This window comes from Streptomyces griseiscabiei (assembly GCF_020010925.1).
Lineage (GTDB): Bacteria > Actinomycetota > Actinomycetes > Streptomycetales > Streptomycetaceae > Streptomyces > Streptomyces griseiscabiei.
In genome coordinates this window covers 1-26,731 of sequence record NZ_JAGJBZ010000006.1, presented here as the reverse complement: position 1 = coordinate 26,731, position 26,731 = coordinate 1, and the positions used below count along the sequence as shown (strand labels likewise).

20 protein-coding genes and 1 tRNA gene are annotated in these 26,731 nt (G+C 71.5%); 14 read left to right on the top strand and 7 right to left on the bottom strand.

What is annotated here, in order from left to right; genetic code table 11:
* Positions 1-3: 3 nt before the first annotated feature.
* Together J8M51_RS44725 and J8M51_RS44720 are read right to left on the bottom strand one after the other, a co-directional pair.
* Entirely contained in the window at positions 4-2,583 is a 2,580-nt protein-coding gene (locus J8M51_RS44725) for an ABC transporter permease (protein ID WP_086761165.1), read from the bottom strand.
* Positions 2,580-3,368, bottom strand: coding sequence for an ABC transporter ATP-binding protein (locus J8M51_RS44720; RefSeq protein WP_086761167.1), 789 nt, complete (start codon positions 3,366-3,368; stop codon positions 2,580-2,582). Before J8M51_RS44720 ends, J8M51_RS44725 begins: the two co-directional genes overlap by 4 nt.
* Before the next feature lie 500 nt (positions 3,369-3,868).
* Here J8M51_RS44720 and J8M51_RS44715 point away from each other — a divergent pair, with 500 nt between their 5' ends.
* From J8M51_RS44715 to J8M51_RS44705, 3 genes are all read left to right on the top strand, one after another.
* The gene (locus J8M51_RS44715) at positions 3,869-5,416 is read left to right on the top strand and encodes an MFS transporter (RefSeq protein WP_267300189.1); all 1,548 of its coding nucleotides are present in this window, start codon (positions 3,869-3,871) and stop codon (positions 5,414-5,416) included.
* A 168-nt stretch (positions 5,417-5,584) separates the two neighbouring features.
* A complete protein-coding gene (locus J8M51_RS44710; protein WP_267300058.1) occupies positions 5,585-6,142 on the top strand; it encodes a DUF485 domain-containing protein in 558 nt (185 codons plus the stop codon).
* The gene (locus tag J8M51_RS44705) at positions 6,139-7,788 is read left to right on the top strand and encodes a sodium/solute symporter (RefSeq protein WP_086763046.1); all 1,650 of its coding nucleotides are present in this window, start codon (positions 6,139-6,141) and stop codon (positions 7,786-7,788) included. The genes J8M51_RS44710 and J8M51_RS44705 overlap by 4 nt, the downstream gene beginning before the upstream one ends.
* A 198-nt stretch (positions 7,789-7,986) precedes the next feature.
* Here J8M51_RS44705 and J8M51_RS44700 read toward each other — a convergent pair whose 3' ends face one another.
* The 3 genes from J8M51_RS44700 to J8M51_RS44690 form a co-directional block, all read right to left on the bottom strand.
* Positions 7,987-8,862: a cellulose-binding protein gene (locus J8M51_RS44700; protein WP_216588793.1), complete on the bottom strand. Its 876-nt coding sequence runs from the start codon at positions 8,860-8,862 to the stop codon at positions 7,987-7,989.
* Positions 8,863-9,083: 221 nt separating this feature from the next.
* The gene (locus J8M51_RS44695) at positions 9,084-11,888 is read right to left on the bottom strand and encodes an SUKH-4 family immunity protein (RefSeq protein WP_086757086.1); all 2,805 of its coding nucleotides are present in this window, start codon (positions 11,886-11,888) and stop codon (positions 9,084-9,086) included.
* A gap of 7 nt (positions 11,889-11,895) precedes the next feature.
* Positions 11,896-12,930: an SMI1/KNR4 family protein gene (locus tag J8M51_RS44690; RefSeq protein ID WP_086757087.1), complete on the bottom strand. Its 1,035-nt coding sequence runs from the start codon at positions 12,928-12,930 to the stop codon at positions 11,896-11,898.
* Between the two features lie 334 nt (positions 12,931-13,264).
* On the opposite strand from J8M51_RS44690, the gene J8M51_RS44685 reads away from it, so the two are divergent.
* Entirely contained in the window at positions 13,265-13,765 is a 501-nt protein-coding gene (locus J8M51_RS44685) for a YwqJ-related putative deaminase (protein WP_086757089.1), read from the top strand.
* A 139-nt stretch (positions 13,766-13,904) separates the two neighbouring features.
* Complete coding sequence (locus J8M51_RS44680; protein WP_086757090.1) at positions 13,905-14,399, top strand: SUKH-3 domain-containing protein; 495 nt, start codon at positions 13,905-13,907, stop codon at positions 14,397-14,399.
* A 141-nt stretch (positions 14,400-14,540) separates the two neighbouring features.
* On the opposite strand, the gene J8M51_RS44675 is transcribed toward J8M51_RS44680, so the two are convergent.
* The gene (locus J8M51_RS44675; RefSeq protein ID WP_216588795.1) at positions 14,541-15,890 is read right to left on the bottom strand and encodes a sensor histidine kinase; all 1,350 of its coding nucleotides are present in this window, start codon (positions 15,888-15,890) and stop codon (positions 14,541-14,543) included.
* Between the two features lie 167 nt (positions 15,891-16,057).
* On the opposite strand from J8M51_RS44675, the gene J8M51_RS44670 reads away from it, so the two are divergent.
* The 7 genes from J8M51_RS44670 to J8M51_RS44640 all read left to right on the top strand — a co-directional run bounded on the left by J8M51_RS44670 (position 16,058) and on the right by J8M51_RS44640 (position 21,650).
* On the top strand, positions 16,058-16,765 hold the full coding sequence (locus tag J8M51_RS44670; RefSeq protein WP_086759030.1) for a helix-turn-helix domain-containing protein: 708 nt from the start codon (positions 16,058-16,060) through the stop codon (positions 16,763-16,765).
* A 23-nt stretch (positions 16,766-16,788) separates the two neighbouring features.
* Positions 16,789-16,863, top strand: a tRNA-Gln gene (locus J8M51_RS44665).
* A gap of 121 nt (positions 16,864-16,984) precedes the next feature.
* A complete protein-coding gene (glmU, locus tag J8M51_RS44660) occupies positions 16,985-18,433 on the top strand; it encodes a bifunctional UDP-N-acetylglucosamine diphosphorylase/glucosamine-1-phosphate N-acetyltransferase GlmU (protein ID WP_086759027.1) in 1,449 nt (482 codons plus the stop codon).
* A gap of 110 nt (positions 18,434-18,543) precedes the next feature.
* A complete protein-coding gene (locus J8M51_RS44655; protein ID WP_086759025.1) occupies positions 18,544-19,518 on the top strand; it encodes a ribose-phosphate diphosphokinase in 975 nt (324 codons plus the stop codon).
* Positions 19,519-19,753: 235 nt separating this feature from the next.
* Positions 19,754-20,347, top strand: a complete 594-nt coding sequence (locus J8M51_RS44650) for a 50S ribosomal protein L25/general stress protein Ctc (protein WP_086759024.1) — start codon at positions 19,754-19,756, stop codon at positions 20,345-20,347.
* 86 nt (positions 20,348-20,433) lie between these two features.
* Entirely contained in the window at positions 20,434-21,036 is a 603-nt protein-coding gene (gene pth / locus J8M51_RS44645) for an aminoacyl-tRNA hydrolase (protein ID WP_086759022.1), read from the top strand.
* 92 nt (positions 21,037-21,128) lie between these two features.
* The gene (locus tag J8M51_RS44640; RefSeq protein ID WP_398858141.1) at positions 21,129-21,650 is read left to right on the top strand and encodes a hypothetical protein; all 522 of its coding nucleotides are present in this window, start codon (positions 21,129-21,131) and stop codon (positions 21,648-21,650) included.
* A 203-nt stretch (positions 21,651-21,853) separates the two neighbouring features.
* On the opposite strand, the gene ppc is transcribed toward J8M51_RS44640, so the two are convergent.
* Positions 21,854-24,586, bottom strand: coding sequence for a phosphoenolpyruvate carboxylase (gene ppc / locus J8M51_RS44635; protein WP_086761478.1), 2,733 nt, complete (start codon positions 24,584-24,586; stop codon positions 21,854-21,856).
* A 386-nt stretch (positions 24,587-24,972) separates the two neighbouring features.
* On the opposite strand from ppc, the gene J8M51_RS44630 reads away from it, so the two are divergent.
* On the top strand, positions 24,973-26,004 hold the full coding sequence (locus J8M51_RS44630; RefSeq protein ID WP_086761476.1) for an acyl-CoA desaturase: 1,032 nt from the start codon (positions 24,973-24,975) through the stop codon (positions 26,002-26,004).
* Entirely contained in the window at positions 26,001-26,678 is a 678-nt protein-coding gene (locus tag J8M51_RS44625) for a TetR/AcrR family transcriptional regulator (protein ID WP_086761473.1), read from the top strand. The genes J8M51_RS44630 and J8M51_RS44625 overlap by 4 nt, the downstream gene beginning before the upstream one ends.
* The last annotated feature ends 53 nt before the right edge of the window (positions 26,679-26,731 follow it).

Genomic DNA, 26,731 nt, shown 5'->3' with positions numbered 1-26,731 from the left:
TTGCTACTCGGTGGCGATCGCGTTCAGGACGTTCATCCGGCCCGCCCGGAACGCCGGGACCAGCGCGGCGAACAGGCCCACGAAGGCCGAGCCGACGAAGACGCCGAGGATGGTCGGCCAGGGGATGTCGAGGACGTTCAGTCCCTCCAGGGCGAGCAGCTGCTGCGCGGTGGCGCCCCAGCCCATGCCCAGTCCCAGGCCGAGGAGCGCGCCGAAGAGGGCGATGACGACCGACTCCAGGCGGATCATGCGGCGCAGCTGGCGGCGGGAGAGGCCGATGGCGCGCATCAGACCGATCTCACGGGTCCGCTCGACGACCGAGAGGGCCAGCGTGTTCACGACGCCCAGGATCGCGACGATGATCGCCAGGGCGAGCAGGCCGTAGATCATGTTCAGGAGCTGGTCGATCTGGCCCTTCAGGGCTTCCTTGTAGTCGGTCTGGTCGCGGACCTCGTACTGCGGGTAGTCGTGCAGCGCGTCCTTGAGGGACTTGTACGCGGCCGCGTCCTGGCCCTCCTTCGCCGAGGCGAAGAGCAGCTGGTCGAGGGGCATCTTGTCGGCGGGGACGTACCTGGCCATCGTGTCGATGGAGGTGTACATCGCGCCGGCGTCGATGACGACGTCGCTGCTGGTGATGGCGCGGACGGTCAGGTCGGCCGTGCGGCCGTCCTTGAAGGCGACGGAGATCTCGGAGCCGAGCTTGATGCCGTGGTCCTCGGCGAACTTCTCGTGGACGGACATCGAGTCGGGCTTGTAGGCGTCCGGCAGCTTGCCCGCGACGACCTCGGTGGCGAGGTCGGTGGCGTAGCTCGGGTCGGCGGCGGTGATCGCCGTGTCCTTGAGCGTCTTGCCGTCGGGGGTGGTGAAGTCGGCCTTGGTCCACTTGTACTCGGTGACGTTCTGGACGCCCTCGGCGGACTTCGCGGCCTTCACCGCCTGCGGGGTGATCAGCTGCCCGGTGTCGGACTGGATGATGAAGTCCGTGCCGACCGTCTTGTCGAGCTGCTCGGTGGCCGAGGCGACCATGGAGGAGCCGACGACGGAGAGACAGGCGACCAGGGCGAGGCCGATCATCAGGGCCGCGCCGGTGGCGCCCGTACGGCGGGGGTTGCGCAGCGCGTTGCGCTCGGCCATGCGGCCCACGGGGCCGAAGGCCCGCAGGACGACCGCGCCCAGCACCCGCACCACCGCGCCGGCCAGGAGCGGGCCGATGACGACGAAGCCGATGAGGGTCAGGACGACCCCGCCGCCCAGCCACATCGAGCCCTCGCTCGCCTTGTCGGCGGCGGAGGCCAGGTAGAGGCAGTAGCCGCCGGCGCCGGTCAGGACCAGACCGATCACGGCCCGGACGATGCCGGCCTTGGCGTCCAGCGGGGCCCCGGCGTCGCGCAGGGCGGCCATCGGGGAGACCTTGCCGGCGCGGCGGGCCGGGACGTAGGCGGCGAGGACGGTGACGACGATGCCGAGGAGCAGACCGACCGCCGGGGTGGTCCAGGCGACGGTGAGGTCGTCGGTGGACAGGTTCATGCCGGTGGCGCTCATCAGCTTCATCAGGCCGATGGCGAGCCCGACACCGCCCGCGACACCGAGGATCGAACCGAAGACACCGAGGAGCAGCGCCTCGACGAGGACCGAGCGGTTGACCTGGCCCCGGCTGGAGCCGATGGCCCGCATCAGACCGATCTCGCGGGTCCGCTGGGCGACCAGCATCGAGAAGGTGTTGATGATCAGGAAGATGCCGACCAGGAAGGCGATCCCGGCGAAGCCGAGCATGGCGTACTTCATCACGCTCATGAACTCGCCGACGTCCTTGGCGTTGGCGTCCGCGACCTCCTTGGCGGTCTGCACCTTGTAGGCGGAGCCCAGTTCGGCGGAGACGTTCTTCTTGACCTGCGCGTCCGTGAAGCCGCTCGCGGCGGTGACGTTGACGTTGGTGTAGACACCGGTCTCGCCGACGAGGGTCTTCTGCGCAGTCTCGGTGTCGAGGTAGAAGATCGCGGCGCCCGGGTTGGTGACCTGGAACTCGGCGATGCCGGAGATCTTCGCCTCGTGGGTGCCGACGGCGCTGATGACGCCGATCCCGTCGCCGAGCTTCAGGTCGTGCTTGTCGGCGGTGTCCGCGTCGACCACGATCTGGTCGGGGCCGCGCGGCGCGTTGCCGGACGAGATCCTCATGGTGCGGGCGTCGTTGGCGTTCCAGTTGCCGACGATGGTCGGGGCGCCGCTGGTGGGCGAGAGGCTGTCCTTGTCGGCGTCGACGACCGTCACCGAGGTGGAGAAGACCGTCCCCTCGGCCGACTTCACGCCGTCCGCGCCGCCCACCTTGTCGACGACCGCGGCGGGCATGACCGGCGGCTTGCCGGTGTCGGACTGCGTCTCGCCGCTGTCCGAGGCGCCCTTGGCGCTGACCGTGACATCGGAGGAGGTGGCCGCGAACAGCTTGTCGAACGTGGTGCCCATCGTGTCGGTGAAGACCAGCGTCCCCGTCACGAACGCCACCGACAGCATGACCGCGATGGCGGAGAGCGCCATGCGTCCCTTGTGCGCGAAGAAGTTGCGCATCGAGGTCTTCATGACGGTCATGACGTACGCCCCCGGGCGTCGAAGTCCTTCATCCGGTCCAGCACGGCGTCGGCGGTCGGCTTGAACATCTCGTCGACGATGCGGCCGTCGGCCAGGTACAGCACCCGGTCCGCGTACGAGGCGGCCACCGGGTCGTGGGTGACCATCACGATGGTCTGGCCCAGCTCGTCGACCGACCTGCGCAGGAAGCCCAGCACCTCGGCGCCGGCCCGGGAGTCCAGGTTGCCGGTGGGCTCGTCACCGAAGATGATCTCCGGCCGGGCGGCGAGGGCGCGGGCCACGGCGACCCGCTGCTGCTGACCGCCGGAGAGCTGGTTGGGCCGGTGCCTGAGCCGGTCGGAGAGGCCGACGGTGTCGACGACGCGGCCCAGCCACTCCTTGTTCGGCTTGCGCCCCGCGATGTCCATCGGGAGCGTGATGTTCTCTATCGCGTTCAGCGTGGGCAGCAGGTTGAACGCCTGGAAGATGAACCCGATCCGGTCCCGGCGCAGCTGGGTGAGCTTCTTGTCCTTGAGCCCGGTGATCTCGGTGTCGTCGAGGTAGATCTGCCCCGAGGTCACGTTGTCGAGTCCGGCGAGGCAGTGCATGAGGGTGGACTTGCCGGACCCCGAGGGGCCCATGATCGCGGTGAACCGACCCCGCGCGATGTCCACATCCACATGATCGAGGGCGACGACCCGGGTCTCACCGGACCCGTACGCCTTCACGACCTGCCGCGCCCGCGCGGCAACGGCCGTAGTCCCTCCAGTACCCCCGTGCCTGGTGATGGTCACAGCCGATGTCACGGTATGTCTCCTAAGTCGGGCGCCGGAAGGTTCCGCCGCTCTGTGGATGAGCCGGTGAGCCGTAGGAGCGGCTCGACTTGGTATGCCGATGAGTCTGGCCCCCGGACGGGGTCCGGCGCGCTGGTGCCCGGCGCAGTCTTCTGCGGGGGAAAACCCCACCCCCGCGGGTCCGGTTCGCCGCCCCCCAGCGGCGTAAAGCCAGGTTAAGGACGGACGGCGTCCCGTCTCGTCCTCCGGCGGTACGAACCCGCCCTTAGCCGTAGTACGGAGGTACCCCTAAGGGATCTCGCCCCCTGGGAGGAGACCGTCTCGGGGTTCGCCTCCTCCCGGGGCCCGCCGTCGCGTTCCCGTCCGCCCCGCGGCGCCCGGCCCGCGCGGTGCGACCAGGCTGCACCCTGCCGTGGCGTGAGGGTCAATGGCATGGTGGTCGGCGGCAGATAGGTGCAAGGGGAAGGCATCCGGTGGACGGCGAGCAGGCGGGCGGCGAACAGGCGGGCGGCATACGGTCCGCGGCACACGGCGCGGCAGGACCCACCGGAGGCACCGGGCGCCGAAGAGCCGTCACCGCCGCCCTGATGCTGGCCATGGGCCTGGCCGCGCTGGACTCCACGATCGTCTCCACCGCCGTCCCGCAGATCGTCGCCGACCTCGGCGGTTTCTCCGTCTTCTCGTGGCTCTTCTCCGGCTATCTGCTCGCCGTCACGGTGACCCTCCCGGTCTACGGCAAGCTCTCCGACACCTTCGGCCGCAAGCCGGTGCTGATCGTCGGCGCGGCCCTGTTCCTGCTGGGCTCGCTGCTGTGCGCGCTGGCCTGGGACATGGGGTCCCTGATCGCCTTCCGTGTCGTCCAGGGGCTGGGCGGCGGGGCCCTCCAGGGCACGGTGCAGACGCTGGCCGCCGACCTGTACCCGCTCAAGGAGCGCCCCAAGATCCAGTCCAAGCTGTCCACGGTGTGGGCGGTGTCGGCGGTGGCGGGCCCCGGGGTGGGCGGCGCCCTCGCCGCGTACGCGGACTGGCGGTGGATCTTCCTCATCAACCTGCCGCTGGGCGCGGTGGCGTTGTGGCTGCTGGTCCGTCATCTGCACGAGCCCGTGCGGGAGCCGACGGGCGGCCGGCCCCGGATCGACTGGGCCGGCGCGCTGACGATCTTCGCCAGTGGCGGCGCCCTGCTGATGGCGCTGGTGCAGGGCGGCGTGGCCTGGGCCTGGCTCTCCTGGCCGTCGGTGTCGCTGCTGGGCACGGGACTGGCCCTGATCGCCGTGCTGGTGCTGATCGAACGCCGGGCCGCCGAACCGGTCATCCCCGGCTGGGTGTGGCGCCGCCGTACGATCGCCGCGGTGAACCTGGCCCTCGGCGCGCTCGGTCTGCTGATGGTCGCGCCCACGGTCTTCCTGGCGACCTACGCCCAGTCGGTGCTGGGCCTGGCGCCGGTGGCCGCCGGTTTCGTGGTCTCCGTCTGGACGCTGAGCTGGCCGGTGTCGGCGGCCCTGAGCCAGCACGTCTACCGCCGCATCGGCTTCCGGAACACGGCGCTGATCGGCATCGCCGCGGCGGCGGCCCTCCTCTTCGCCTTCCCGCTGCTGCCCTACCCGGGCGAGGCCTGGCAGCCGATGCTGCTGATGCTCCTCCTCGGCGCCGCCCTCGGTCTCTTCCAGCTCCCGCTGATCATCGGCGTCCAGTCGTCGGTGGAGTGGGAGGAGCGCGGTACCGCCACCGCCTCCATCCTCTTCTGCCGCCAGACCGGCCAGACCCTGGGCGCGGCGGTCTTCGGCGCGGTCGCCAACGGGGTGCTGGCGTCCCGGCTCGGCGGCGCGGGCGACCTCGACGCCGTCACCCATTCCCTGGACGCCGGCACGGTCGCCGCCGAGCCCGTCCGCCGCGCCGTCGCCGACGCGGTCCACGCCGTCTACCTCGGCGCGGCCTGCGCGGCGACGGTCGCGTTCGTGGTGCTGCTGGTGGTGGCGCCGCGGCGGTTCCCGGTGCTCGCTTCGAGCGGCGCCGCCGAGCCCAGCCCCGATCCCCGCCCTGACCCTCGTTCAAAAATCTGAGTTAATCCGGGTAACACCCGAGGTCAGCGCCAGATCCTCCAAGTAAGCGCATACCGACCGATCAGTTTGCCGAAAGCCTCGCGTATCACCGAACCCACGAGTAGCGTTCACGCCCGCCCCCCTCCCTGCGGTCCGCACCGGACCCGAGCCGCGCAAGGAGACCAAGGGATGACCGACGCGTTCTCGTCACCCCCGCACCGCCCGCCGTACCCACCGCGGCATCAGCCGCCGTACCCCCAGCCGTACCCGCAGCCGCACCAGCCGTCGTACTCGGCGCACACCTCGTCGCCCTCGTACGCCACCGACCCCTGGGCGCCCCACGAACCGGCGCCCGCCCCCCGGTCCGCCCACCGCGCCCCCGCCGGCCACCACAGCGACCTCCGCGTCCTGCGGAGCGCGTACCGCTGGCAGCGGCGGGTGGCGACGCTGACGGCGCTCGGCTACTTCGTGCTGTTCCTCGTCCTGTCGGCGTTCGCCCCGTCGTTCATGACGAGCGAGGTCACCGGCGGACTCTCCACGGGCCTGCTGCTCGGCCTGCTCCAGGTACCGGTGACGTGCCTGGCCATCTGGCTGTACGAGTACACCGCGCGCCACCGGGTCGACCCGCTGGCCGACCGCATCCGCGAACTGGCCGCGGCGGACGCGAGGCGGGACGCCCGGCAGGGCGCGGGACAGGGCACGGGACACGGCTCGGGACAGGGCACGGGGCGGGGGCCCGCACGATGACACGCACCACCACGGCCGTCGGCGTCCTCGCCGAGTTCAGCGGCTCGGCCCAGGCCATGTCGCTCGTCGGGTTCACGGCGGTCGCCACGATCACCCTCCTCCTGTGTGTGATGACGGGCCCGGACCGGGACGACCTCGACGAGTTCTACACCGGCTACAGCTCGCTCTCCCCCATGCGCAACGGCCTCGCCATCGCGGGCGACTACATCTCGGCCGCCACCGTGCTCGGCACCGGCGGCGTGATCGCCCTCTTCGGCTACGACGGCGTCGTCCTCGCCCTCAGCACGGCCCTGTCCCTGATGCTGCTGATGTTCCTGCTGGCCGAACCCCTGCGGAACGCGGGCCGGTTCACGATGGGCGACGCGCTGGCCCGGCGGATGCCCGGCCGCTCGGTCCGCATCACCGCCTGCGTCGTCACGATCGCCGCGCTGATGCCGATGATGCTCGTCCAGCTCGCGGGCACCGGCGATCTGCTCGCCTTCGTCCTCGGCTTCTCCAACGACAGCCTCAAGACCGGTGTCGTGGTCGTCGTCGGCGCGCTCATGATCGGCTACGCGGCCATCGGCGGGATGAAGGGCACCGCCCTCATCCAGATCATCAAGATCGTGATGCTGCTCGGCTCCGGCGCGCTGATCGCCGTACTGATCCTGAGCAAGTTCGACTGGAACCCCGGCGCCCTGCTCGGCGCGGCGGCCGACCAGAGCGGCATCGGCGCCGGCTACCTCCGCTCGGGGCTGCAGTTCTCCGGCGGCCCGCACCCCGAACTCGACATGATCAGCGCCCAGTTGACGGTCGTCCTCGGCGGCGCCTGCCTCCCGCACGTCACCATGCGCATGTACACGGCCGACAACGCCCGTCAGGTGCGCCGTTCACTGTCCTGGGCGGTCCCCTCCGTCGCCTTCTTCGTCCTGATCATCTCGGTGATCGGCTTCGGCGCGACGGCCCTGATCGGCCGTGAGGTGATCGCGACGGCCGACCCGCAGGGCAACACGGCCTATCTGCTGGGCTCGATGGCCGCGTTCGGCGCGGAGGTGTCCACGGCGGAGACCCTGCTCTTCACCACGGTCACCACGGCGGTCTTCCTGACCCTCCTCGCCTCCGTGGCCGGCATGATCCTCGCCTGCGCCAACTCCCTGGCCCACGACGTCTTCGCGGCCCTCGCCACCCGCCCGCTCACCCCGCGCCGGGAGATGACCCTCGCGAGGCTCTCGGCGGGCGCGGTCGGTGTCACCGCGATCGTCCTCGCGACGCTGGTCCAGCACCGCAACCTCCAGCCGCTGGTCACGCTCTCCTTCTGCCTCGGCGCCTCCGCGATCGCGCCCGCGCTGGTCTACGGGCTCTTCTGGCGCCGCTACACCCGTACGGGGCTGATGTGCACGCTCGTCGGCGGCACGCTCTCCGTGCTCGTCCTCATGACCGGCACCAACCTCGTCTCCGGGGCCCCCTACTCGGCGTTCCCCCGCGCCGACTTCAACTGGTTCCCGTTCACCACGACCGGCCTCGTCTCCATCCCGCTCGGCTTCCTCGCCGGCTGGCTCGGCACGGTGGCCTCCGGCCGTACCAAGGCGGTGGAGCAGCGTCGGGAGTACGAGGCGGTGGAGGGCCGGATCCTGGCGGGCGCGACCCGGGGGGACCGGGGCGCCTGATCACTCGGGGGTGCGGATTTCGTCGGCGGGTGCGGGTCCGGTGGGACTTCTCGCGCAGTTCCCCGCGCGCCTTAAAGGACCAGGCCCCGCGCCCCTGAAAAGCAGGAGGCGCAGCCCCTGCTTTTCAGGGGCGCGGGGAACTGCGCGACCAGCCCCCACCGGACCCGCACCCGGCAAAGAACCCGCACCCCCCACCCCCTAATCCGTCAACGCCGACAGACTGTCCCGGATGGAGTCCATCTGGGCCCGCACCCCGTCCCACCTCTCCCCGTGCTCCCGCAACACCCGCTCCGTCTCCCGCACCACCCACTCCTCCCGCCGCCGCGCCTCGGCCAGCGCCTCCGCCGCCCGCTCCTCCGCGTCGTCCTGCATCCGCACGACATCGGCCTCGGCCTCGGCGAACTCCCGCTCGGCCTCGGCGAGAGCCGCCTCCGCACGGGCCACCCGGTCCGCCTGCCCCGCGTCGAACGCGGCCTCCCGCTCGGCGACCTCCCGCTCGATCCCGGCCACCCGCTCGTCGTACTCCTTGCCGAGTTCGGCGAGCATCCCCTCGGTGCGCTCCCGTACCTCGCGCAGCGCGGCCAGCGCCTCGCCGCGCTCCTCCTTCACCCCGCGCCGGGCCTCGATCCGCAGTTCGTCGGCCTCGGTCTGGGCGGCCAGCAGCAGCTGCCGGGCCCGCTCCTCGGCCTCCTCGCGCAACCCGTCGGCGTACGCCTGCGCGGCGTCCCGCAGCCGCTGCCCGGCCTCCTCCCCCTCGGCGACGATCCGCCGGGCGTCGTCCCGGCCGCCCGCGCGGACGGCCGCCGCCTCCTCGACACCGAGGGCGAACAACTGGCGGGCGCTCTCACCGAGCGCCTCGTACGTCTGGGGGGCCAGTCCGGCGACCGTCTCGCGCAGCTCGTCGAGGTCCGCGCCCATCTCCCGGGCCAGCACGGTCAGCCGGGCGGCCCGCTCCCACGCGGCGTCCCGGTCCCCGGAGAGCGCCGCCGTGTGGGTGTCGACCTGGTCGGGGCGGTACCCACGCCGTACGACGTCGTACTCGAAGTCAGGGGATGCCGTCGGTGCGCTGCTCATGCTGGGCCCTCTCCGCCGGACGCACACGAAATGATGATTTCGCGCACATCTTGATGTATCGGGCAGAAGTGTTCATAACGCGACACTCCGTGCGGGGGTCACGGGAGACGGCGGGCCCGCGCGGCGGACACGGCGAAGGGCCGGGCCCGGTCTCCTACGAGACCGGGCCCGGCCCTTGCGTCATGTGCGGGGCGGCCGACATGGACATCAGCCGCGACGGATCACAGCAGTCCGTCCCACATCTGCTCCAGCAGCACCGACCACCAGCTCTCCGGCGAGGCGAGCGCCGCCGGGTCGAGACCGGCGAGCTGCGCCTGGAAGTCGACGGTCCAGCGGCCCGCCTGCTCCTGGTTGAGGCCGAAGCGAAGGCGCCACATCCGGCCGAGGAGCGCCAGACAGCGCGCGAACTCGGGCAGCCCGGTGTTCACGAACTGCGGCGGCACGGGAGCGCCGCCCGGCCCCGCCTCCACGGGTACGGCCACGATGTTCGCCGTGCCGTACTGCACACAGAGCGCCTTGCCGAAGTCGCTGCCCATCACCAGGTACGAGCCCGCGTCGGCCGCCGGCTGCACACCCCGCTCCTGGGCCAGCTCCGCCAGCGTCGGCACCGGGCGGCCCGGCTGGGCCTGAGCCCAGAAGAACGGGCCCATGTCGACGGGGAGTCCGGCCACGACGAGCGTGTGCGCCACGATCGGCGGGACGCCCTGCCGCGACACCGCCTGCTGGTCGAAGCGGAACACACCCGGCCCGAACGCCGCCGCCAGCTCCTGCCCGATCGCCTCCGGCGGGATCGGCGGCGCGGGCTGCACCGGATGCAGCGGCGCCCGCACCGGCGCGGGCCGGGCCGGACCGTCCGCGACCTGGTGCAACTCGCCCTGGTGCGCGATGAGCTGGGCCATGCCCTGCTGCCGGCTGGCGTGGTCCTTGCCGTACGGGGCGATGGACGTGATGCGCGCGTTCGGCCACTGCTCACGGATCATCCGGGCGCAGTACGCGCCCGGCAGCTCGCACGACTCCAACTCGGTGTGCAGCTCCAGCACGGCCTCCGGCGGGATGTTCATCCCCCGCAGCTCATGGAAGATCTGCCACTCCGGGTGCGGGGTGCCCGGCTGCGAACGCCGGATCACCTGCTGCTCGGAGCCGTCCGGCGCCCGGAACCGCAGCACGGCCTGGTAGCCGGGGCCGACGGTCGGCTGCCCGGCGGGCGGCTGCGGATAGCCGTACGCCGGCGGAGCCCCCATCGGCGGTCCGGGCTGACCCGGCATCGGCTGACCGGGCATCCCGTGGGGCGCCCCCGGCGGCATCCCGGGCGGACCGGGCGGCACACCGGGACCACCGACGGGCGGCCCGGCCAGCATCGTCTCGGCGTGGTGCACGGGGCCGGGGGCGGCCGGCGGCTGTCCCGGAGCCCCGGGCGCACCCGGAGCGACCGGACCGCCGACGGCGGGACCGGCCAGCATCGTCGCCGCGTGGTGCACACCACCCGCAGGCGTACCCCCCGGCGGATTCGGCGCACCAGGAGCCCCGGGAGCCCCCGGGGCGCCGGGAGGCCCCGGCGGAAGCGGCGCGCCCGGACCGCCCACGGCAGGCCCGGCCAGCATCGTCGCCGCGTGGTGCACACCACCCGCAGGCGTACCCCCCGGCGGATTCGGCGCACCAGGAGCTCCCGGGGCGCCCGGGGCGCCGGGGAAGCCCTCCGGCCCGTTCGGGCCGAGGGAGGAGACCAGTTGGGTCGGCACGTACCCGCCCGCCGGGGTGCCCGGCGCGCCGGGCCCGGACTGCGGCGGAGGCGTGGCACCGGGCCGGGCGCCCGGTGTCCCCGGGGTGCCGGGCGGAGCCGGGGGCGGCGGCGCGCCCGGCCCACCGCCCCGGCGCGGGGGCGGCGCGGCCTTGCTCGTGGCGGCGTCGGCGATGTCACCGGCGTGCGGCGGCAACGGCCGCCCCGGCGGCGGCGTACCCGGACCCTGCGCACCACCGGGACCCTGCGGATAGCCGTACGACGACGCACCGGGCGGCGGCGTACCGGGACCCTGGGGGCCGCCGGGACCCTGGGGGTAGCCGTACGACTGCGCGCCCGGCGGCGTCCCCGGACCCGCGGGCGGTTGCTGCTGCTGTTGCTGTTGCTGTTGCGAAGGGCCGGCCGGTGCGCCCGAGTCGGGGCCGGGGCCGCCGAGGGCCGGGGCCACCGTCGTACGCGGGAGCTGGCTGCCGCCGGAGATCAGCGCGGTCCTGGCCTCCGGCAGGACACTGGGCGGCGGGGTGTCGTCGTCCTCGCGCACCTCGGAGAGCTGCGGCGCGAACACGGTCTCCGGCAGCGGCACCGAACGGTCGTCCTCGGCATCCGCGTTGGTGTCCGTACCGGCCCACGGGGTCGCCCCCGGCGGCACGGCGTCCTGGGCGTCCGTGTGCCTCGGCGGCACCGCGTCCCGTACCTCGTCGTCCACCGACGCGGCGGCCGGCCACGGTGTGGCGTCGGCCGGCGTGGCGGGCGTCCCCTGGTCGGCCGAGGGCGCCTGCCCCACCGGCCCGGCCAGCGTCTCGGGCAGCGCACCACCACCGCCCCCGGACGCCCCGTTGGCACCCGAGGCGGCGGCCGGACGCGACCCGGCACCGTCGGACGCGCCGGCACCGGCGCTCGCGCGGTGGTCCGGGATGCCCAGCTTGTCCGCCGCGTCCTGCAGCCACTCCGGTGGAGTCAGCAGGAACGACGTCTGGTTCAGATCCACCCGGGCGGGGGGCGCCGGCGCGGCGGCCGGCGCCTCGTCCGCGCGGCCGTACTCCTCCTCGAACCGGCGGATCACCTCACCCACCGGCAGCGACGGCCACAGCGTGGCCTCCCCGCTGTCCCGGGCGATGACCAGCCGCTGCGCGCCGCCGTCGGACCGCGGGCCGTCCGCCCGGTCCTCCGCCCACACCACGAACCCGAGGTCGAACTCCCGCACCCGCACCTCACGGTGCTGATAGGCCGGAAGATCCCCGTTGATCCACTCCTCGGCGCGCTCCTGCGCCTGAGCGAACGTCACCATCGAAAACTCACTCCCCCACCGACGCGGCGCCCGCGGCGACCGGCACGGCGCGTGCGAAGCCACCGTCCACCATCAGATTGGCGACCGTCTCCAGCTCCGGCGGATTGCCCGCCAGCCTGGACAGGAACACGTCGAAGTCCTCACCGGCGGGGAGCAGCAGCCGCTCCACCCGCTCGGCCGGCGGCCACGACGGGTCGACGTCACGGGCGTCGTCGTACGCGCAGAACCAGACCGACCCGATCCGGTCGCCCTTCGCCTTCACCGCGAGGATCCCGCCCTGCGCGAACGCGACGGCCAGGTAGTCCTTGGTGAGATGGTCCCGCAGGCACTTGTTGACATACACGAGGTCGTTGACCGCGGCCTCGTCACGCACCGTGAAGAACGGCTGGTCGACCAGCAGCCCCAACTCCGCGTCCAGCGCCGCCCCGACGGGGGCACAGCCGCCCGCCGCCTTCAGGAACGACCGGTAGGCGCCCGGCAGCCGGTACCCGAGGTCCTCCTCGACCCCCTGGACCTGCGCCTCGGTCACCGCCACCGCCGACGACTTCGGCAGCCCGAAGTGCGCCGGACGGGTCTCCTGCAACGGCCGCGTGCCCCGCTTGTGCTGGTCCACGCGCGCCGTCGCGATGCCTCCGTGATGCCGCAGCAGCGCCTTCACCTCGACCGGCACCAGCTCCAGCCGACGCCCGCCCGGCGCGTGATGCCACGTCCAGCCGTGCGGCGTCGCCACCGGCGGGATCGTGTCCCACAGCTCGTGCCCGCTCGCCGCCAGCGCCGCGTTCGCGGACACATAGTCCGTCAACCGCAGCTCATCGACCCCGAAACCCTCCGGGGGATCGGCGATCTCCGCGGCCGCGCGCGCGTAGGGCGAGAAGTCCGGATAGCCGTGCGCGTCAACACGGACACCTCTCGGATGACGCGCGGCCCGGACGGGGTCCGGGAACTGCACGACCTGCCCGGCGTAGGCCGCGTTCGGCGGCACGGCTTGTCCCCCGGCCTGGCGGCCGGGAGGTGCCCCCAGCCCGAGCCGACCTGTCGTCATGGCGTTAGCCCCCTGCGGCATTCTGTAAGACGTGTTCTGGCTGCTTCTGGCTGCGCTGTCGCTGTGTCGCACCGTTCTCCGGCAGCAGAAAAAGCCCCGTTACGGCCTGTTCTGTCCGCCCTCGATCGCAAGACCGAACGGATCGCGGTCGTCGACAGCCTATGCGGTACGGCGGCACCGGTCACCGGGCCTCCGCTTCCGTGACCAGCCGTCACACCACCCTTACGGAACGCCGAAGCCCGGGCGTGTCGTACTGCCCCAGCTTCCGCACGGGCCACGCCGTTTGGCACTCTGTGTCCGCTGGCGGGGGATGTAACAGGAGGGGATCACGACCATGAGCGCGACGCAGGCGGGACCTTCGGGAGACCCCCGCATCGGCTGGAGCACCGCGGAACAGCCGCACGCCCCCGCCCTCCTCCACCGCCGCGACGGCATCCTGCCGACCGTGGCCGCCGCCCTGTCCGTACGCGGCGAGACCCTCACCGGCACCGCGGCCCGCGGCGACCAGGCGCCGCCGCTGCACCCGCTGGTGCAGGAGTTCCTCGACTCCCTCGCCACCGCGCAGCGCGACCGCTTCACCGGCCGCTGCGCCGAGGCCATCCTCATCTCCCGGCACATCACGAGCGCGGACGCGACCCGCAGCAGGCGCGCCGCCCGCAGACCCATGTCCAACGGCGAGGCCCGCAAGGTCCTCAAGCAGGCCAAGCTCACCACCCGCCACATCCGCGAGGACGGCGACCCCCTGCACGGCGCCTTCGCCACGCCCTGCCGCTCCTGCACCGCCCTCAGCGCCCACTTCGGCGTCCGCATCGTGGACCCGGCACAGGAGAACTGAGCGGGCCGCGGAACGCGTCCCACCACAGGACACGCCCCGAACACACCCCGCACGCACCCCGGACCCGGTCCGACCCGAGTTCGAACGACCCACGAACCACCGCCGAACCACCGACCGACCACCGACGAACAAAGGGCAGATGCACACCGACCGCACCTCCACCACGCGCTTCTCCGTCCCCGTCGACGCCGCGCTGCGCGCCGCCGGATGGCAGCCGGGACGCTGGGACATAAAGCAGGCCGAGATCTGGGCCGACACCCTGCGCGAGCACGTCTCCCCGGCCGGCCACCGCCACGCGGTCTTCCCGGCCGCGGTCGAGGCCTGGGCCGAGTTCGGCGGCCTCCGCCTCACCGCCCAGGGCCCCGGCCGCCGGCTCGCCCCCGCCGACCTCGACCTGGACCCGCTGCACGGCCTGCACATGGCCCGCACGCTCGGCGACCTCGGCCGCGCCCTCGACACCGAGGTCTGCCCCCTCGGCCACGAGACCGCCACCGGCTCCCTCCTCGCCATCGACACCGAGGGCCGCGCCTACGCCCTCGACCACACCGGCGACTGGTACCTCGGCCCCAACGTCGACACGGCCCTCACGACCCTCCTCGCGGGCACGACCCCGGTACGCCTGACCGCGCTCTGAGACCACGGACCCCGACCGCCCCGACCGCCCCGGGCGCCGTCCCGTCGCAGGGGCGCAGGACGTCTGCGGACACCGGTCGCCCGTGGCCGGTCGCGCCGTTCCCCGCGCCCCTCGCCGGGACGCTCCCCTCACCGGGGCGCCCTACGCCGCCGGGATGACCGCCGACACCCGGAAGCCGCCGGCGTCCGTGGGCCCGGACACGAAAACGCCCCCCAGCTCGGCCACCCGCTCCTTCATCCCGAGCAGGCCGTTCCCCCCGCTCGGCAACCGCACGGCCCCGGCCGCCCCCGGCTCCGGCGGCGCGCCGTTCTCCACCTGCATCGCGATCTCCGCCGTCCGGTGCGCGAGCCGCACCTGCGTCTTCGCCCCCGCCGCATGCTTGTGGACGTTCGTCAACGCCTCCTGCACCACCCGGTACGCCGTCTGCTCCACCTCGGCCGCGTACACCCGCACCTCCCCCTCCACCGACAGCTCGACGACCATCCCCGCCGCCGCCGACTGCCCCACCAACACCTCCAGCTCGGTCAGCCGGGGCCCCTCGCCCGCCTCGTCCTCGGCCCGCGAGGCCGCCGCCGCGGCAGCCGCACCCACCGCCGCCAACGGCACCGGCGCCGGCCCCGACACCGCGTCCACCCGTGCCATCGAGGAGAACCCCTCCCCCGACCGCAGCACCCCGAGCATCTCCCGCAACTCGGTCAGCGCCTGCCGGCCCATGTCCCCCACGAGCGCCGCGTTCCGCACGGCCTTCTCCGGGTCCTTCCGCGCCACCGCCTGCAACGCGGCGGCGTGCACGACCATCAACGACACCCGGTGCGCGACCACGTCGTGCATCTCCCGCGCGATCCGGGTCCGCTCCTCGCCCCGGGCCCACTCCGCCCGCTCCTCCGCCCGCTCCGCGAGCAGCTGCAGCTCCCGCTCCAGCGAATCGGCCCGCTCCCGCAGGCTCTCCATCAGCCGCCGCCGCGCGCCCACATACAGCCCCAGCAGCACCGGCGGCGCGGTCAGCCCGATCGCCATCGTCAGCGCCAGGAACGTCGCGAACGCGTCCCCGCTGCCGACCGCCCCGCCGCCCTCCAGATCGCTCTGCGTCGCCTGCACGAACCACACGATGAACACACCGGCGAACGCCATCCCCGACAGCGCCGCGATGATCCGCCGGGGCGCCTCCGACGCCGCCAGCGTGTACAGCCCGACGAGGCCCATCAGATACCCCATCTGAGCGGGCGCCACGGCGATGAAGACGAGCACGACCGCGACGGGCCACATCCGCCGCACCAGCAGCACGGACCCCGCCAGCGCCCCGAAGACGACCCCCACGCCCTCCGGCAGCGCGGCGTTCCGCGCGAACTCCACACCCTCGATCGAACACTCCACGGCCGACACCAGCGCCAGCCCGCCGTCGAGAACCGCCCCCCGCCACCGCTCCCACCACCACGGCCCGGCCCTGCCCCCTGCCTCGGCCCCGGTGCGGTCTTCCCCCGTCGTGGTCATAACCCAAGCCTACGTTCGAGCGCCCCCGCTTTTCCGGCGAGTTTCCCGTACGGGCCCACACCACGCCCCACCCTCGAACAGAAGCGAAACCACCCACAATCGCTCGAACTGCTGAATCGCCCACCGTTCGACCCCGGAACCCCTCATTCCGCCCGGACGGTATGCCCATGGCACATCCCCACAGCAAATACGCCGACTTCGAGGGCCTCCGCGAAAGGGCACGAGACCTTCGACGACAGGGCTGGACGTACAACCAGATCCAAGCCGAGCTGGGCTGCTCGAAGAGTTCGGTGTCGCTCTGGGTACGGGATCTTCCGGCTCCGGCGCCACAGTGCACGCCCGACGAGCAGCTCGCACGCATGAACGCGGGACTCGCACGACTACGAGCCGCACAGAACCTTGAACGCGAAGAAGTCAAGCAGGTCGCGGCAGCCGCGGTCGGCGCCCTTTCCGACCGAGAGTTGTTCCTTGTGGGAGTCGGCTTGTACTGGGCCGAGGGCACGAAGGACAAACCGCACGCCCGCCGCGAAACCGTCGAGTTCGTGAACAGCGACCCCAATATGATCGCCATGTTCCTCGCCTGGCTGGACCTCGTCGGGGTCGAGCGGGATCGCCTCCACGTCCGCGTCATGATCCACGAGACCGCCGACGTGGAAGCCGCCGAGCGCTACTGGGCCCACCTGGTCGGCATCGACAGATCCCTCCTGGGCCAGACCGTACTCAAGAGGCACAACCCGACGACACATCGCAAGAACGTGGGCGAGACCTATCACGGCTGCCTGGGGATCAAGGTCCGCCAGAGCGCAGACCTATACCGTCGCATCGAGGGCTCATGGTGCGGCATAGTAGAAGCCATCACTCGACAGACCAGTTAAATGTCCGGTTTAGTCGAGATTGGTCCCCTGTGGTGTAATTGGCAGCACTGTGGCTTTTGGTGCCATATGTCCGGGTTCGAGTCCTGGCGGGGGAGCCAAGCTCAGTTCGGGTCCTGACTCAGCCCCACGGGTCAGGACCCACTCACATTTCCCCCTCACAACGCCCCGGTATCCTGCGGATGACAACCCCCTCCTCATCCACAGCCGAAGGGCATCCCCGTGAGCGCAACCCGCCCGGCAGCCGTCGTCGTCCTCGCAGCGGGTGAGGGCACCCGTATGAAGTCGGCCACACCGAAGGTCCTGCACAGCATCTGTGGCCGTTCGCTGGTCGGCCATGTACTCGCCGCCGCGCGCGAGTTGGACCCCGAGAACCTGGTCGTCGTCGTGGGGCACGCCCGCGAGAAGGTCACCGCGCACCTCACCGAGGTCGACCCCGGCGTACGCACCGCGGTGCAGGCGGAGCAGAACGGCACGGGGCACGCCGTACGGATGGGGCTGGAGGAGTTGGGCGGGGTCGTGGACGGGACCGTGGTCGTCGTCTGCGGTGACACCCCGCTGCTGACCGGCGCCACGCTCCAGGCCCTCGCCGCCACCCACTCCGCCGACGGCAACGCCGTGACCGTGCTGACCGCCGAGGTCCCGGACGCGACCGGTTACGGCCGGATCGTGCGGGACGGGGCGAGCGGCGCCGTCACCGAGATCGTGGAGCACAAGGACGCGACGGAGTCGCAGCGTGCGATCCGTGAGATCAACTCGGGCGTCTTCGCGTTCGACGGCCAGCTGCTCTCCGACGCCCTCGGGAAGGTCAGGACCGACAACAGCCAGGGCGAGGAGTACCTCACCGATGTGCTGGGGATCCTGCGCGAGGCCGGGCACCGGGTCGGGGCCTCCGTCGCCGGTGACCACCGTGAGATCGCCGGGATCAACAACCGGGTCCAGCTGTCCGAGGCCCGGCGCATCCTCAACGACCGGCTGCTGACCGACGCGATGCTCGCCGGGGTGACCGTGATCGACCCCGCCACCACCTGGGTCGACGTGACCGTGACGTTCGAGCAGGACGCCGTCGTCCACCCGGGCACCCAGCTCCTGGGCGCCACGCATCTCGCGGAGGGCGCGGAGGTCGGGCCGAACTCCCGGCTGAAGGACACCCGGGTCGGGGCCGGCGCGCGTCTCGACAACACCGTCGCCGACGGTGCCGAGGTGGGCCCGCAGGCGACCGTGGGGCCGTACGCGTATCTGCGTCCCGGCACGCGGCTCGGCCTGAAGTCGAAGATCGGCACGTACGTCGAGACGAAGAACGCGAACATCGGCGAGGGGACGAAGGTCCCGCATCTGTCGTACGTCGGCGACGCGACGATCGGTGAGTACTCGAACATCGGCGCGGCCAGCGTGTTCGTGAACTACGACGGGGAGAGCAAGCACCACACCACCGTCGGGTCGCACTGCAAGACGGGTTCGGACAACATGTTTGTGGCGCCTGTCACGGTCGGGGACGGCGCGTACACCGCCGCCGGGTCCGTGATCACCAAGGATGTGCCGCCCGGTTCGCTGGCCGTGGCCCGTGGCCAGCAGCGGAATATCGAGGGTTGGGTGGCCCGTAAGCGTCCCGGGAGCGCGGCGGCCAAGGCCGCCGAGACGGCTGCCCGGGAGGGCGAAAGCGAAAGCTGACCGGAAACAGGTGCGCCAAGGACGTCGTACCGTGATAAGTGCACACCCGCACCCCAGCTGAGCCAGCGACTTCCGCCTGCCCGGCTGAGAACCTCTGAGGAGACAGTGCTGTGACCGGGATCAAGACGACCGGCGAGAAGAAGATGATGTTCTTCTCCGGCCGCGCCCACCCCGAGCTTGCCGAGGAGATCGCCCAGCAGCTGGGTGTCGGGGTCGTCCCGACGAAGGCCTTCGACTTCGCCAACGGCGAGATCTACGTCCGCTACGAGGAGTCGGCACGTGGTGCGGACTGCTTCCTGATCCAGAGCCACACGGCCCCGATCAACAAGTGGGTCATGGAGCAGCTGATCATGATCGACGCGCTGAAGCGCGCGTCGGCCCGCTCGATCACCGTCATCGTGCCGTTCTACGGTTACGCGCGCCAGGACAAGAAGCACCGTGGTCGTGAACCGATCTCGGCGCGTCTGGTCGCGGACCTGATGAAGACGGCGGGCGCGGACCGGATTCTGGCCGTGGATCTGCACACGGACCAGATCCAGGGCTTCTTCGACGGCCCCGTGGACCATCTGTTCGCGCTGCCGCTGCTGGCGGACTACGTGGGCGCCAAGGTGGACCGGAACAAGCTCACCGTGGTCTCGCCGGACGCGGGCCGGGTGCGGGTGGCGGACCGCTGGTGCGACCGTCTGGGCGCGCCGCTGGCCATCGTGCACAAGCGGCGTGACAAGGACGTGGCGAACCAGGTCACCGTCCACGAGGTGGTCGGTGAGGTCGAGGGCCGGGTGTGTGTCCTGGTCGACGACATGATCGACACGGGTGGCACCATCTGTGCCGCGGCGGACGCGCTGTTCGCGCACGGCGCGGAGGACGTGATCGTGACGGCGACGCACGGTGTGCTGTCGGGTCCGGCGGCGGACCGGCTGAAGAACTCGAAGGTGAGCGAGTTCGTGTTCACGGACTCGCTGCCGACGCCGGGCGAGCTGGAGCTGGACAAGATCACGGTGCTGTCGATCGCGCCGACGATCGCGAGCGCGGTGCGTGAGGTGTTCGAGGACGGTTCGGTGACGAGCCTGTTCGACGAGCACTGAGGGTCCTCGTCCGGCTTCGTGCCTGGCCATGCCCGGCGTCCATGCCTGGCTTCCTTGCCCGGCGTGATGTAGATCGATTTCTTGTACGGCCTTCCCGCTGCGTAAGCTGTCACAGTTGCTCGGCGAGGGAGGCCGTACCTGTGTGTACGGCGGTCCGTTATCGACGCGCTCTTCGTAGCAGGCCGACGGTGTGGCCGGGTGACCATGTTTCCCCAGTTCTCTACGAGGAGTGATCATGTCCGAGGTGAAGCTCGCCGCGTCCACCCGTACCGAGTTCGGCAAGGGTGCCGCCCGCCGTATCCGCCGTGACTCGAAGGTTCCCGGTGTTCTCTACGGCCACGGTTCCGACCCGCTGCACCTGACCCTGCCGGGCCACGAGCTGCTGCTCGCGCTGCGTACGCCGAACGTCCTGATCTCCCTGGACATCGACGGCAAGACCAGCGAGCTGGCGATCCCGAAGTCGGTGCAGCGCGACCCGATCAAGGGCTTCCTGGAGCACGTCGACCTGCTGCTCGTGAAGAAGGGCGAGAAGGTCAACGTCGAGATCCCCGTGCACGCCGAGGGTGAGCTGGCGGCGGGTGGCAACCTGCTGGAGCACGTCCTGAACGCGCTGCCGGTCGAGGCCGAGGCCACGCACATCCCCGAGTCCGTGACGGTCTCCGTCGAGGGCCTGGAGGCCGGTGCCTCCATCCTCGCGAAGGACATCGCGCTCCCCAAGGGCACCACGCTGGCCGTCGACGGCGACGCCGTCGTCCTCCAGGTGCTGGCCGCCCAGGCGGAGGAGCCGTCGGAGGAGTCCGCCGAGGGTGACGAGGCCGCGGAGGCCTGAGCCCCGGCTCTGTCATCGGTTCGTCAGCCGCTGCTTCCCTCCGGGGGGCGGCGGCTGGCGCGTATCCGCCCGCGTATCAAGGAGACATGCACGTGACGACCGATCCGAGTGCCCCCTGGCTCATCGCCGGACTCGGCAATCCCGGGCCCGAGTACGCGGCGAACCGGCACAACGTGGGGTTCATGGTGGCCGATCTGCTGGCCGAGCGGATCGGGGGGAGGTTCAAGCGGGCCGGGAAGGCGCAGGCGCAGGTCGTCGAGGGGCGGATCGGTCCGCCGGGGCCGGCGAACCGCCGGGTGATCCTGGCGAAGCCGATGTCGTACATGAATCTCTCGGGCGGTCCGGTGACGGCGCTGCGGGACTTCTACAAGGTGCCGGTGGCCAACATCGTCGCGATCCATGACGAGTTGGACATCGACTACGGTGTGCTGCGCCTGAAGTTCGGCGGTGGTGACAACGGTCACAACGGGCTGAAGTCGATGACGAAGGCGATGGGCTCGGACTACCACCGGGTGCGGTTCGGGATCGGTCGTCCGCCGGGCCGGATGCAGGTCGCGGACTTCGTGCTGAAGGACTTCTCGGCCGCCGAGCGCAAGGAGTTGGACTACTTCGTGGACCGTGCGGCGGACGCGGTGGAGTGTCTGGTGATCGAGGGGCTGGAGCGGGCGCAGGGGACGTACAACTCCTGAGCTGTTCCCCGTAAATGTCCGGTTTCGTCCGTCATCTCGCGCTGGCCTGCGGGAGTTGACCGACCGCAGTGCCATGGCCAATGATCCCCGCCATGCCTGCCAGCAAAGCCCCCGCTCCCCGTTCCCGGCGCCGTGCGCGCCCGGGCGGCGGCGGCACGTCGACCGCGCTGCGGTACGGGCGGCTGGGGGCCATGGGCGCGATCGCGCTGCTGATCCTGATCGCCGGGGTGTGGGGTTCCTGGGGCTGCGCGCAGCACGTGATGCTGAGCAAGGGCCGCGAACAGGGCACGATCACGGTGTCCCGGTGCGAGGACGAGACCTGCTGGGGGCCGTACGAGCCGGTGTCCACGGGGTCGCGGGCCCGGGAGCGGGTCGACATCGAACGGTCGGTGGCGGTGGAGACCGGACAGACCTACGACGTGGTCGTGAAGCCGGGCAGCAGCGATGTCGTACGGACCGGTCCCGCGGGTCTGCTGCACGCGTGGGTGCCGCTGGGTGGGGCGCTGTTGTTGGCGGCGGTCGTCGTGGCCGGTGGGCTGCGGCTGGTGCGGGTGGCGTGGGTGCTGGGCGGGCTGGGGGTCGCGCTGATCACGGCGGCGTGGGTGGCGCTGTGACGCTGCGGCGGATGTGCGGCTGACGGCCGGTGGGGGCTGGCCGCGCAGTTCCCCGCGCCCCTGAAAGCTTCAGGCCCCTGCGGGCCTGAAGGACCACAACCCCGCGGGCCTGAAAAGCAAGGGGCGCAGCCCCTGCTTTTCAGGGGCGCGGGGAACTGCGCGAGAAGCCCCACCGGCCGTCAGCCGCCATCGAACCCCCGAAGTCAGCCCGTGTTGCGCAACCCCGCCGCCACCCCGTTGACCGTGAGCAGCAACGCCCGCGCCAGCAACGGATCAGCCGCCTCGCCCCCCGCCGCAGCGTCCCGCTGACGCTTCAGCAGGGCGACCTGGAGATACGAGATCGGGTCGAGATAGGCGTCGCGGATGGAGAAGGTCTGCTGCAGAACGGGGTTCGCGTCGAGCAGCGCACCCTCACCGGTGACACGCAGCACCTCCCGGACGGTCAGCTCGTGCTCCGCACGGATCGTGTCGAAGACGTGCCTGAGCTCGTCGGGGACGAGCGTGTCGACGTAGTGCTGGGCGATCCGCAGGTCCGTCTTGGCCAGCGTCATCTCGACGTTGGAGAGGAAGTTGCGGAAGAAGTGCCACTGCTCGTGCATCTCGTCGAGCACGGTGTCGAGCCCCGCTTCGCGCAGCGCCTTCAGACCGGAGCCGACGCCGAACCAGCCGGGCACGATCTGCCGTGACTGGGTCCAGCCGAAGACCCAGGGGATGGCGCGCAGCCCGTCGAGCGAGACGCCCGAGCCGGGGCGGCGGGAGGGCCGCGAGCCGAGGTGCAGGTCGGCGAGCTGGTCGACCGGCGTGGAGGCGAGGAAGTACGTCGGCAGGTCGGGGTCCTCGACGAGCTCGCGGTAGGCCGCGTGGGCGGCGTCGCTGACCAGGTCCATGGCCGCGTCCCAGCGGGCCAGCGCCTCCACCGACTGGCGGGGGGCCGTGTGCAGGGCGGAGGCCTGGAGCGTGGCGGCGACCGTCAGTTCCAGGTTCTCCCGGGCCAGGGAGGGGACGAGGTACTTGTCGGAGATGACCTCGCCCTGCTCGGTCACCTTGATCTCGCCCTCCAGCGTGCCCCACGGCTGCGCGAGGATCGCGTCGTGCGAGGGGCCGCCGCCGCGGCCGACGGTGCCGCCGCGGCCGTGGAACAGCCGCAGCCGCACTCCGTACCGGTGCGCGACGTCGCGCAGCCGCCGCTGCGCCCGGTGGATCTCCCACTGCGACGTCGTGATGCCGCCGAACTTCGACGAGTCGGAGTAGCCGAGCATGACCTCCTGGACGTCACCGCGCAGGGCGACGAGCCGCCGGTAGGAGGGGTCGGCGAGCATCTCCTCCAGGATCGTGTCGGCGGCCTTCAGCTCGTCGGTCGTCTCCAGCAGCGGGACGATGCCGATCTTGGCCCAGCCGGCGTGGAGGTCGATGAGCCCGGCCTCGCGGGCGAGGACGGTCGCGGCGAAGACGTCGTCGGCGCCCTGGCACATCGAGATGATGTACGACTCGATGACCTCGGGGCCGAAGACGGCCAGCGCCTTCTTCACGGTCTCGAACACACCGAGGGTCTTGGCGCCGTCGGCGTCGAGCGGCGCGGGTGTGGGTGCCAGCGGCCTCCTCGACCGCAGCTCGCGGGCGAGGAGCTTGTGGCGGTACTCGCGGGGCATGTCCTCGTACCGCCAGGACTCCTCGCCCAGGCGGTCGAAGAGCTGGCCGAGGGCGTGGTGGTGGGCGTCGGCGTGCTCGCGGACGTCCATGGTGGCGAGCTGGAGGCCGAAGGCGGAGAGGGTGCGGATCGTGCGGTTCATCCGGCCGTCGGCGAAGAGGCCGCCCCGGTGCTCGCGCAGCGAGGTCTGGATGAGGGTGAGGTCGCGCAGCAGTTCGGCGGTGCCGAGGTAGTCGCGGCCGTCCTCGTGCGGGGTGCCCTTGGCCAGGCGCTGCTTGGTGTTCTCCAGCTTCTGCCGGATGCAGGTGGCCTTGAGGCGGTAGGGCTCCTCGGCGTTGAGGCGCTTGTAGCGGGGGCTGATCTCGGGCAGCGCTTCGAGGTCGGCCCTCAGGGACGTCAGCAGCTCGTCCGTGGCACCCGTGTAGCGGATGGAGTTGGAGAGGAAGCCACGCAGCTCGTCGATGAGTTCGAGGGCGTCGTTGATGCCGTGCTCGTGCTGGAGGATGAGGACGTCCCAGGTCACCTGGGGGGTGACATTGGGGTTGCCGTCGCGGTCGCCGCCGATCCAGGTGCCGAAGGTGAGGGGGCGCGTGGCGTCGGGGAGCTTCACGCCCACGCGCTCCAGCTCCGCCGTCAGATCCTCCAGGACGTCGCCGACCGCGCCGGCGTGCAGTTCGTCCAGGTAGTAGATGGCGTTGCGGGCCTCGTCGGCGGGCTCGGGGCGCACGACGCGCAGTTCGTCCGTCTGCCACACCAGGTCGATGTTCTCGGCCAGCCGGACGTCGTAGCGGCGGCGGTCGGACTCGATGACCGGGGTCTCCAGCAGCGCGGCGATCCGCCGGAGCTTGTTGAGCACGGACCGGCGGGCGGCCTCGGTGGGGTGGGCGGTGAAGACGGGGCGGACGTTGAGATTCCCGACGGTCTCGCGCAGGTGTTCGGGGTCGGCGTCCTTCAGGCGATCGGCCGTACGGGCGAGAAGTCCGCCCTCGGCGGCACGGCGTGCCCTCAGCTCGCGGCCACGGTGCACCTGCTCGGTGACGTTGGCCAGGTGGAAGTAGGTGGAGAAGGCGCGGACGAGCTTGGCGGCGGTGTCCAGCTCGGTGCCGCGCAGCAGGTCGGCGGCGGCTTCGCCGTCCTCGCGGGTCAGCCGGCGGACGCGCTCGACCAGCTCCAGGAGTTCGGGGCCCTCCTGGCGTACGAGGGTCTCGCCCAGCAGGTCACCCAGGCGCCGGATGTCGGCGCGCAGCTCGCTGCTGACCGTGGTGGTCTGGTCGTCGGCACTGCTCACAGGTGCGGCTCCTTGCAGTGTTGAAGCTCGTCTGAAGGGGAACCCGGGTGGGGGCCCCGGCGGCCCGGGCCGCTGTCGCGGGCCCTGGCTTCCGGGCTGGATTCAGAGCGGACCGCGCTGTCCGACCGAGTCCAGGATAGGTGGCCTTTCGGGCACCTCCGGCGACAGGTGCCACTTTTGCGGCACTGAGTGCCACCTGTCCACCGGGCCCGCCCGCTACACCCGTGACGCGCAGATCGGCGGGCCCTTGCCGCCCGGCACCGCGCTGCCATACTTACGATGCCGTAGGTTACGGAACCGTAGGGAAAGCCGACAGGTAGCCCCCGCACGCTGTTGCCGCAGGCACTTCCCCCCTCTCTCCACCCTCGACCCCACAGGGGACGCCCATGAGCACAAGGTCCGATGTGATCGAAGACGCCCCGAACGCGAACGGTTCCCCAGGCTCCGCGGCGACCGACCCCGCAGGTCCCTCGGCCACCCTGGGCGGCGAGAAGAAGCGTTCGATCGAGCAGATCAGTCTGCTGCTCTTCATCATCGTCCCGTTCCTCGCGCTCCTCGCGGCCGTGCCGCTGGCCTGGGGCTGGGGCGTGAGCTGGCTGGACCTCGGCCTGCTGGTGTTCTTCTACTACCTCGGCTGCCACGGCATCACCATCGGCTTCCACCGGCACTTCACCCACGGTTCGTTCAAGGCCAAGCGCCCGCTGAAGATCGCGCTGGCGATCGCCGGTTCGATGGCCGTCGAGGGCCCGCTCGTCCGCTGGGTGGCCGACCACCGCAAACACCACAAGTTCTCCGACGCCGAGGGCGACCCCCACTCGCCGTGGCGGTTCGGCGAGACGCTCCCCGCGCTGATGAAGGGCCTGTGGTGGGCGCACATCGGCTGGATGTTCGACGAGGAGCAGACCTCGCAGGAGAAGTACGCCCCGGACCTGGTCAAGGACCCGGCGCTGCGCGCGATCTCCCGCCAGTTCATCTACTGGACGATGCTCTCCCTCGCCCTCCCGCCGCTGATCGGCGGTCTGGTGACGATGTCCTGGTGGGGCGCGTTCACGGCGTTCTTCTGGGGCTCGCTCGTCCGGGTGGCGCTGCTGCACCACGTCACCTGGTCGATCAACTCGATCTGCCACGCGGTCGGCAAGCGCCCCTTCAAGTCCCGCGACCGCTCGGGCAACGTGTGGTGGCTGGCGGTCCTGTCCTGCGGCGAGTCCTGGCACAACCTGCACCACGCCGACCCCACGTCCGCCCGGCACGGCGTGGAGCGCGGGCAGCTGGACTCCTCCGCGCGGCTCATCCGCTGGTTCGAGGTGTTCGGCTGGGCGTACGACGTCCGCTGGCCGTCACGCTCGCGTATCGATTCCAGGCGTAACACGGGTGAGGACGGCTCCGGGCACCGGAAGGCGCCCGCCGAGGCGGCATGATTGACGGCGTGGCGACCGACTCCAGCAGCACCCCGAGCAACGAGAAGCCGCGGCGTGTGCGCCGCACCCGGATGACGGGCGCCGAGCGCCGGGCACAGCTGCTGGAGGTCGGCCGGGCCCTCTTCGCCGCGAAGGGCTTCGAGGCCACGTCGGTGGAGGAGATCGCGGCGAAGGCCGGGGTGTCCAAGCCGGTGGTGTACGAGCACTTCGGCGGCAAGGAGGGCCTGTACGCGGTGGTGGTGGACCGTGAGATGAGCCGGCTGCTGGACATGGTGACCAGCTCGCTGACGGCGGGGCACCCCCGGGAACTGCTCGAACAGGCCGCGTTCGCGCTGCTCGACTTCATCGAGGAGTACACGGACGGCTTCCGCATCCTGGTCCGCGACTCCCCCATCCCGCAGTCCACGGGGTCCTTCGCGTCCCTCATCTCCGACATCGCCACGCAGGTCGAGGACATTCTCGGCCGCGAGTTCAAGAGCCGCGGCTTCGATCCCAAGCTCGCGCCGCTGTACGCCCAGGCGCTGGTCGGCATGGTCGCCCTCACCGGGCAGTGGTGGCTGGACGTGCGCCGGCCGAAGAAGGCGGAGGTCGCGGCGCACCTGGTGAACCTGGCGTGGCACGGCCTCGACGGCATCAACCAGAAGCCGCGGCTGATCGGACACCGGAAGTTCTGAGCCGGGGGGGTGCGTGGGGGGTCCCTGTTTCGTCGTCGGGTGCGGCCCGGTGG